7 protein-coding genes and 1 pseudogene are annotated in these 7,868 nt (G+C 35.6%); all 8 read right to left on the bottom strand.

The window, feature by feature from the left end:
• Positions 1 to 173 precede the first annotated feature (173 nt).
• The 8 genes and pseudogenes from F9U64_RS15000 to F9U64_RS14965 all read right to left on the bottom strand — a co-directional run bounded on the left by F9U64_RS15000 (position 174) and on the right by F9U64_RS14965 (position 7,867).
• Positions 174 to 998, bottom strand: coding sequence for a carbohydrate ABC transporter permease (locus tag F9U64_RS15000; protein WP_228275744.1), 825 nt, complete (start codon positions 996 to 998; stop codon positions 174 to 176).
• 15 nt (positions 999 to 1,013) lie between these two features.
• Positions 1,014 to 1,907 (bottom strand): carbohydrate ABC transporter permease, encoded by an 894-nt coding sequence (locus tag F9U64_RS14995; protein ID WP_153405330.1) that lies wholly within the window; start codon positions 1,905 to 1,907, stop codon positions 1,014 to 1,016.
• Entirely contained in the window at positions 1,873 to 2,979 is a 1,107-nt protein-coding gene (locus F9U64_RS14990) for an ABC transporter ATP-binding protein (protein WP_153405327.1), read from the bottom strand. Before F9U64_RS14990 ends, F9U64_RS14995 begins: the two co-directional genes overlap by 35 nt.
• A gap of 322 nt (positions 2,980 to 3,301) precedes the next feature.
• A complete protein-coding gene (gene phoU / locus F9U64_RS14985; protein WP_153405324.1) occupies positions 3,302 to 3,961 on the bottom strand; it encodes a phosphate signaling complex protein PhoU in 660 nt (219 codons plus the stop codon).
• 82 nt (positions 3,962 to 4,043) lie between these two features.
• On the bottom strand, positions 4,044 to 4,889 hold the full coding sequence (pstB, locus tag F9U64_RS14980; RefSeq protein WP_153405321.1) for a phosphate ABC transporter ATP-binding protein PstB: 846 nt from the start codon (positions 4,887 to 4,889) through the stop codon (positions 4,044 to 4,046).
• 35 nt (positions 4,890 to 4,924) lie between these two features.
• Positions 4,925 to 5,821, bottom strand: coding sequence for a phosphate ABC transporter permease PstA (gene pstA / locus F9U64_RS14975; protein WP_153405318.1), 897 nt, complete (start codon positions 5,819 to 5,821; stop codon positions 4,925 to 4,927).
• A pseudogene (gene pstC, locus F9U64_RS14970) lies at positions 5,821 to 6,724 on the bottom strand (phosphate ABC transporter permease subunit PstC). The gene pstA and the pseudogene pstC overlap by 1 nt, the downstream one beginning before the upstream one ends.
• A gap of 93 nt (positions 6,725 to 6,817) precedes the next feature.
• Entirely contained in the window at positions 6,818 to 7,867 is a 1,050-nt protein-coding gene (locus F9U64_RS14965) for a PstS family phosphate ABC transporter substrate-binding protein (RefSeq protein ID WP_153405315.1), read from the bottom strand.
• Between the last annotated feature and the right edge of the window lies 1 nt (position 7,868).

Below are 7,868 nucleotides of genomic sequence, written 5' to 3'. Positions count from 1 at the left end.
GTTCGTTTCCTCATTGCCTCCACAAGCTGCAAGTAATAACATGAAAAGTAGACCAACTACACCAAGCATCCATATTTTTTTCAATTTAATTTCCCCCATATCGTTATTTTTTTGAATAATAATGAAGCAAAACTATTGATTATTTATTACAGTAAAACCACCTCCTAAAATGTTTATCCTTTTAGTCCTGTTCTCGCAACACCGGCTACAATATACTTTTGCATGATGAAAAACAAGATCAGCATTGGAAAAATGACCATGGACGATGCTGCCATTAATAACTCATACTTGATACCAGCTTCTGTTGTAAAGGCTGATAAACCAACAGGCAGTGTGCGTAATTCCTGAGAATTTGTAACAATGATCGGCCATAGAAAAGCATTCCAACTATTAATTACTTTCAACAATTCAACAGTGATTAATGCTGGTTTAGCTAATGGAGCCATCACATACCATAGAAATTTAAACTCACTGCAGCCATCTACCTTTGCGGCAAATGACAATTCTTTCGGGATACCTAAGAAATACTGTCTTAATAAGAAGATCGCGAAAACACTTGCAGTCCATGGAACGATGAGTGCACTATATGTATCTATCCAGCCTAAATTGGATAATGTAACAAAATTCGGGATTAACAACACTTCACTTGGAACCATCATTGTGCCAAGTAATACCGCGAAAGCAATATCACGACCAAAAAACTGGATGCGGGAAAAAGCGTAAGCAGCAAGAATTGTTGTTATCAGTTCACCAATTGTACTGACTATTGTTACGATGACACTGTTGATAAAGTAACGATCAAATGGTGCAACCTTTAAGGCTTCAGTGAAATTTTCAAACTTCCATTCAGATGGCACCCAAACTGGCGGCATTGCCATCACTTCATTTGGCGCTTTTAATGATGTACTGATCATCCAGACAAACGGGAGGAGCATCAAAACAGCACCTAGTGATAACAAAATATAGATTGTTGTACGGGATAAAGCTGACTTGACCAAAATTGTAACCTCCCATTATTGATAATGTACAAATTTTTTCCCTAAACTTAATTGAATTAACGTAAATAAGAACACGATAATAAATAAAACAAATGCAGCAGCTGATGCGAGTCCAAACTCCCACTCTTCATAGAATTTCTGATAAACATAGTAAACAACGGTCAATGTACTATTTGCCGGACCAGGTCTGCCATTAAACAGTGCGAATATCTCATCAAATACCTTAAATGCGTTAATAATGGAGATAATGGAGATAAAAAACATCGTTGGTGAGAGCAACGGTATAGTTACAGATAAGAAACGGTGCCATGCAGAAGCTCCGTCAACTTGTGCTGCTAAATAGTACTGTTTATTTATGTTTTGTAAACCCGCAAGAAAGATAATGATATTGAACCCAAGCCCCTTCCAAACACTTAAAATAATAAGTGCTGGCATTGAATAAGTAGGATCTGTCAGCCATTCAATTGGATCTATGCCAAAAAAGCCAAGGAAATAGTTTAACAGACCATAATCAGAATGGAAGATCCATCCCCATACAATGGCAACTGCTACAACCGATGTAACAAATGGCAGGAAATATATTGTACGAAAAAAGCTCAATGCTTTAATTTTTGAATTCAGCATGATTGCAATAGCTAATGAGAGTACAATAGACACAGGAACAACACCAATTACAAAAACGGTTGTATTAACAATTGCTTTAATAAAATTTGGGTCTTGAAAAATATCGGAAAAGTTACTTAACCCATATTCATATACGACATCGTTATAAAAATCATAATCTGTATATAAACTCATTAAAAAAGATTTAATAATGGGATAGATGTTAAAGACTATTAATATTAATAATGCTGGTAATAAATATAGAAATGCTCTAAGCGTGCTTTTCCATGTTGGCTTGTCCATCATGTGAATTGCCCCTCTCAAGATTTGCCCCATTTTCGATATTAAAATAGCGGATATGCTCCTGTTTGATTCCAATGTGACATCGCTCACCCACATGAATGTCCGTTGCTGGGTCAATCAAAGCTCTAATTGTGACATCATCTATTTTCACTCGAATTAATGTGTCTCTCCCAATGGTTTCCAAGTGAACAACTTCTCCTGTCATGAGTGCATCTTCTTTATTCGTAATATAGATATTTTCCGGTCTTAGTCCAAGTTGAATCTGACCCATATCTATGTCTTTCGCTAAATGAATAAGCTGGGAACTGTTCATTATTTTATATTTTCCTTGTTGATCGGTCTTCGTTACTTTTATAAAATTGATTGGCGGATTCCCTAAGAAAGATGCAGTAAACGAGTTAATCGGGTTTCTGTACATATCCTGTGGCGGACTATCCTGCTGCAATATTCCATTTTTCATTAACATAACTCGATCAGAAATACTTAACGCCTCTTCTTGATCGTGTGTTACAAAGATTGCGGTAATGCCTACTTCTTGTTGAATTCTTCTAATCTCTTCTCTCATTTCCAGTCTTAATCTGGCATCCAGGTTGGATAATGGTTCATCTAACAGTAATAGTTTCGGCTTTTTAACTAACGCTCTCGCAATGGCAACACGCTGTTGTTGACCACCGGAAAGTTGTCCTGGTTTTCGATCAATTAAATGACCTATTTGTACCAGTTCTGCCATTTCTATCGCTCTTTCCTTCGCTTCCTTTTTTGGTACTTTCTGCATTCTAAGTGGAAACATTATATTTTTAAGAACAGAGAGATGGGGATATAATGCATAATTTTGAAACACCATTCCTATTTCTCTCTTTTCAGCATCTAATTTCGTAACATTCTGTTCACCGAAATATATATCACCACTTGTCGGTTTATAGAGACCAGCAAGTAACATTAATGTTGTACTTTTTCCACATCCGCTTGGTCCTAGCAGTGAGACTAGTTGTCCGTCTTTAATAGTAGTTGATAGACGATCCACTGCCTTTATATCTTGAAATTCCATTGTTAAATTGTCTAAATAGACATCCATAGTTTTACCTCCATCTGTCTTTTCTCTATAAGTCGATATTACCAGATATTTGTTAAGTTACTGTAAAGTGAATGTAATAATATAATTTATATTATTTACTTTTTGTAAAGGATGTGATATGTTATAATCTTGTGCTTATACTATTTTCTACTATTTTTATAGATTGTTACCAGGCATCTGGAAGAAAGTTTTCCACCTTTTTTTGCAAAAAAAATAATCCGAACAATTCAAAAATTGTTCGGATTACCGTATAGATAAACTATTCTTGTCCCAGCATCATCCGGAAACTATTATTTTATAAAACTATTTTATAAAACTCTGTTTACAAATTTAAGTCCAGTGACTTCCCTTTAACTAGATATGTTACATCTTCACCAATGTTTGTAGCATGGTCGCCGATTCGTTCAACATATCTGCCGCTGAAGGCCATTTGCATAACATGTTGAATACTTTGAGGTTCTGTTGCGGATACTTCTAATAATTCTCTAAGCATTGATGAATACATATTATCTACCATATCGTCCAGCTCTGACAGCTTTCTAGCTAAAGATATATCTTCATTTTCATAAGAACTTATAGCTAAATCAATCATCTCACTAGCAATAGCTTCCATTTCTCTAATAGAAGGGTGTACAGTAATTCCATGATTTTCTCCTAGATGAGTAGCTGATTTTGCAATATTTTTTGCATTGTCTGCCATCCGCTCTAAGTCACTGGATATTCTAAGAGCTACAATTAGCCGTCTTAAATCTGTCGCGACTGGTTGCTGTCTGGCGATAAGAACGACAGCTTCTTCATTTATTTGCATATCCAATTTATCCAGCTCTTTATCGTTTTGTATTACTTCCCTTGCTTTCTCAACATCACAATCGTACAATGTTTGAACCGCAAGTTGTAATTGCTCTTTCGTTCTTCTCGCAAGTTTTATGATTAATTGTTCCAAATGATGTATTTCGCTTTCGAAACTCTCTCTGCCGACCATCTTACACATCCTTTCTTTGTTACTTCAATATATTAGCTATTAGGTTAGAATATTCCTATTACCCTATATACCCGATTTCACTCTAACCAAAACGTCCAGTAATATAATCTTCTGTTCTTTTGTCTTTAGGATTAGAAAAAAGTTTATCTGTTTCAGTAAACTCGATTACTTCCCCATTTAGCATAAATACAGTTTTATCAGAAATACGGGCAGCTTGTTGCATGTTATGTGTAACAATAATAATGGTATAATTTTTCTTTAATTCTTTGATTAGATCTTCCACTTTTAATGTAGAGATTGGATCTAATGCGGAAGTAGGTTCATCCATTAGTATTACATCCGGCTCTATTGCCAGACAGCGTGCAATACAGATTCTTTGCTGCTGACCACCGGAAAGGCCATAAGCATTTTGATTTAGACGATCTTTTACTTCATCCCAAATAGCAGCTCCGCGCAGACTTTTTTCAACAATTTCATCTAATACAGCTTTCTTTTTAATACCATGTACTTTTGGTCCATATGCTACATTTTCATAGATAGATTTAGGAAAAGGATTCGGTTTTTGGAAAACCATTCCCACTTTTGTTCTTAAGTCTTCTACTTGAGTTGATTTCGCCAGGATATTATCACCCTTATAGGCGATAGAACCTGTTGTGCTGACACCAGGTACAAGCTCAACCATACGGTTTAATGTTTTTAAATAGGTGGACTTTCCACACCCTGATGGTCCAATGATGGCAGTTACTTCATTCTCTAATATTTCCAGATTGATATCTTTTAATGCATGTGTTTCAGAATACCATAAATTAAGATCTTGAGTATTATAAATTATATTTTGTTTAGTTTCTGCATTATTTTCAGAAATCTTTTCATTAACACCATTTGTTTTTACGTTGATGTTCACTTTATTTTTTGTAGTATTACTCATTCTTCCACTCCTTAACGATAATTCTGTTTGTGAGATTAGTATCTTTGTTGAAATTTATTACGTATAAAGACCGCCACAGAATTTAATAAGAATAATATTAATAATAGTATGATTATGGTAGCTGCTGCAAGATTTGCATATTCGGCAACTAATGCTGAGTCAATTGTCCAATAGTAAATTTGCATTGGCATTGCTGTGAAAGTATCAAACAATCCTTCTGGAAAAGGAATTAATAATGCAGGTATTCCCAGTACCGTTAACGGTGCTGTTTCTCCAATTGCACGTGACAATGCTAAGATAGCTCCAGTTAAAATACTAGGTAATGCAGCAGGTAAAATGATTCGTCTAATTGTCTGCCATTTCGTTGCACCCATTCCATAGGAAGCTTCAGCTAAATATCCGGGAACTGCACGTATCGCTTCCTGAGAGGAAACAATTAATATTGGCAAAACTAATAATGCCAATGTTAAACCACCAGCTAAGACGACATTCCCTAAGTCCACCAATCTGACAAATACTGTTAGGCCTAGCAAACCATATACAATAGAAGGAACCCCTGCTAAGTTAGCAATATTTGTTTCAATCATGGAACTGAATCTGCTGCCTTTTTTGCCACCTTTTGCATATAACTCTAAATAAATTGCTGTACCGACACCGATAATTAGAGTTACTGGAATAACAACAACCATCACCCATAATGTACCAAGAATAGCTCCCATAATACCTGCTCTATCAGCAGATGTGGATTGTCTTCCTGTTATAAAGTCCATGTCAATCCAAGCCGCTCCCTGAAATACAACACGGATAATCAAGACAGCTAATACTACTAATCCAAATAAAGTGGAGAGGAAAAAGATCGATTTCCAAATATTGTTTTTTCGGACTCTAGATTGCATTCTATTATTTTCGTGTATTGTTTCCATACTTTCCATTAATATTCCTCCCTAAATTTACGAGAGACATATTTCGCAAGTAAATTCATAATTAATGTAAAAACAAATAATGTTAAAGCTACCGCATATAAGCTGTAATGCAATGTGGAACCTGCTGGTGCTTCACCGCCGGATACTTCCACGATAAATGCTGTCATTCACAATCATTGTTTCTCCAATTGCCCGTGAAATCCCCAATACGAAAGAGGCCATAATTCCGGAAAATGCTGCAGGGATAACTACTTTAAATGTTGTCTCTAACTTAGTTGTACCCATTGCTAAAGAACCTTCACGAATACCATTTGGAACAGAATTCATTGCATCTTCTGATAATGATGCAATCATCGGAATAATCATAACTCCCATCACAAGTCCCGGACTTAAAATATTCGTTGCATCGACGCTTGGCCATACTGCACGAATTATTGGTGTTACAAATGTGAAAGCAAAAAAACCATAAACAATTGTCGGAATACCTGCTAATATTTCTAACAATGGCTTTAGGATTCTTCTTACTCTATCTGATGCGTACTCACTTAAATATATTGCTGACATTAAACCAATTGGTCCCGCAACTAATATAGCAATTAACGAGGAAAAAATAGTACCATTTAAAAGTGGCAATATACCAAATTGCGGATCTTGGCTAAGTGGCTTTAATTCAGTCCCTGTAAAGAATTCCCAAATTGGAACCTCCATAAAGAAATGAACAGCTTCACTTATTAATGTGTATAAGATACCTATCGTTGTTAGTACAGTAATTGAAGCTATTAAAAAAAGAAAAGTAGGTACTAATTTCTCAATATAGTTATTAAAACTTTTCTTATTTTTGTTTTGTGCTATCAATTGACTGACATTAACAGCATTATTAGCTTTGCCATTGGAATTGCTGTTTGTTGCCATCTCTTTGCGCACTCCTTCTAAAACTCACAATAAGATGAGAGCAAATACACCCCCATCTTATTGAAGTAACTAATTATTATTTAATACTTTATATTATTGTTGAATTGCTTGAATTTCTTCAAGTTGTGTTTGTAACTCTTCATCTGGGATTGGAGCAAATCCAGTTTCCCCTGCAAATTCATTAATGCTTTCTGCTACATAAACCGCATAGTCGTATACTTGTGGTTTTTCTTGAGCATGATTAACATTTAGGTATGTGAATACTGGACGAGTGTAATTTGCATAAGGTCCTTCTTCACCAATTGTATCTAGTGATGGAACAACTGCACCTTCACCAAAGTCAATTCCTACAGCACTTACTTTGTCTTTGTTGCTGTCAAAGTACCCAAAACCAAAGAATCCAATTGCATTTGTATCTTCTGCTACAAGTGTAACAAGAGTAGAGTATTCTTGTTGAAGATTAATGTCTCCTACAAGATCTTGCTCTTCAAGAATTTCTTCATAGAAGAATTCATACGTACCGTGGTTTTCGTTTGGTCCGTAAGTCTGGATTTTTTCATTTGGCCAATCAGGATTAATATCAGACCAGTTAGTTACATTACCTAAGAATATATCAGTTACTTGTTCATGAGTTAATTCAGTAGCCCAGTCATTTTCTGGATTAATAACAATTGTTAAACCATCTAATGCTACTTTCATTTCTTTTACTTCAATTCCAAGTTCTTCTGCTTTTGCTTGTTCTTCTTCTTTAATCGGACGAGAAGCATCGTTAAAATCTGTACCGTCTTCTACTAGGAATTTTTCAAAACCAGCACTTGTACCAGCACGGCTAACTTCTACCGATACGTTTGGTTGTTCATTTAACATGTACTCTTCTGCTAATCTTGACATCAATGGGAAAACTGTACCAGAACCATCGATTACTACCGATCCTTCTAATTCTTCAGAACCTTCTGTTGTTTCTTCTTCTGTATTTTCTGCAGAAGTATCTTCAGCTGCGTCTTCATTTGTTTGTTCAGCTGAGTCTTCACCTTCGCTTGCATTTCCTTCAGTTTGTTCTTCTGAACCACCACCACATGCAGCTAATAGACCTACAGTCAAGAAAGCTACTAGAACTAGCATCAACATTTTAAGCTTGTTCATT

It is taken from the genome of Gracilibacillus oryzae, from assembly GCF_009498735.1.
Classification (GTDB): Bacteria; Bacillota; Bacilli; order Bacillales; family Amphibacillaceae; genus Gracilibacillus; species Gracilibacillus oryzae.
This window is presented reverse-complemented; position numbering and strand designations above follow the sequence as displayed.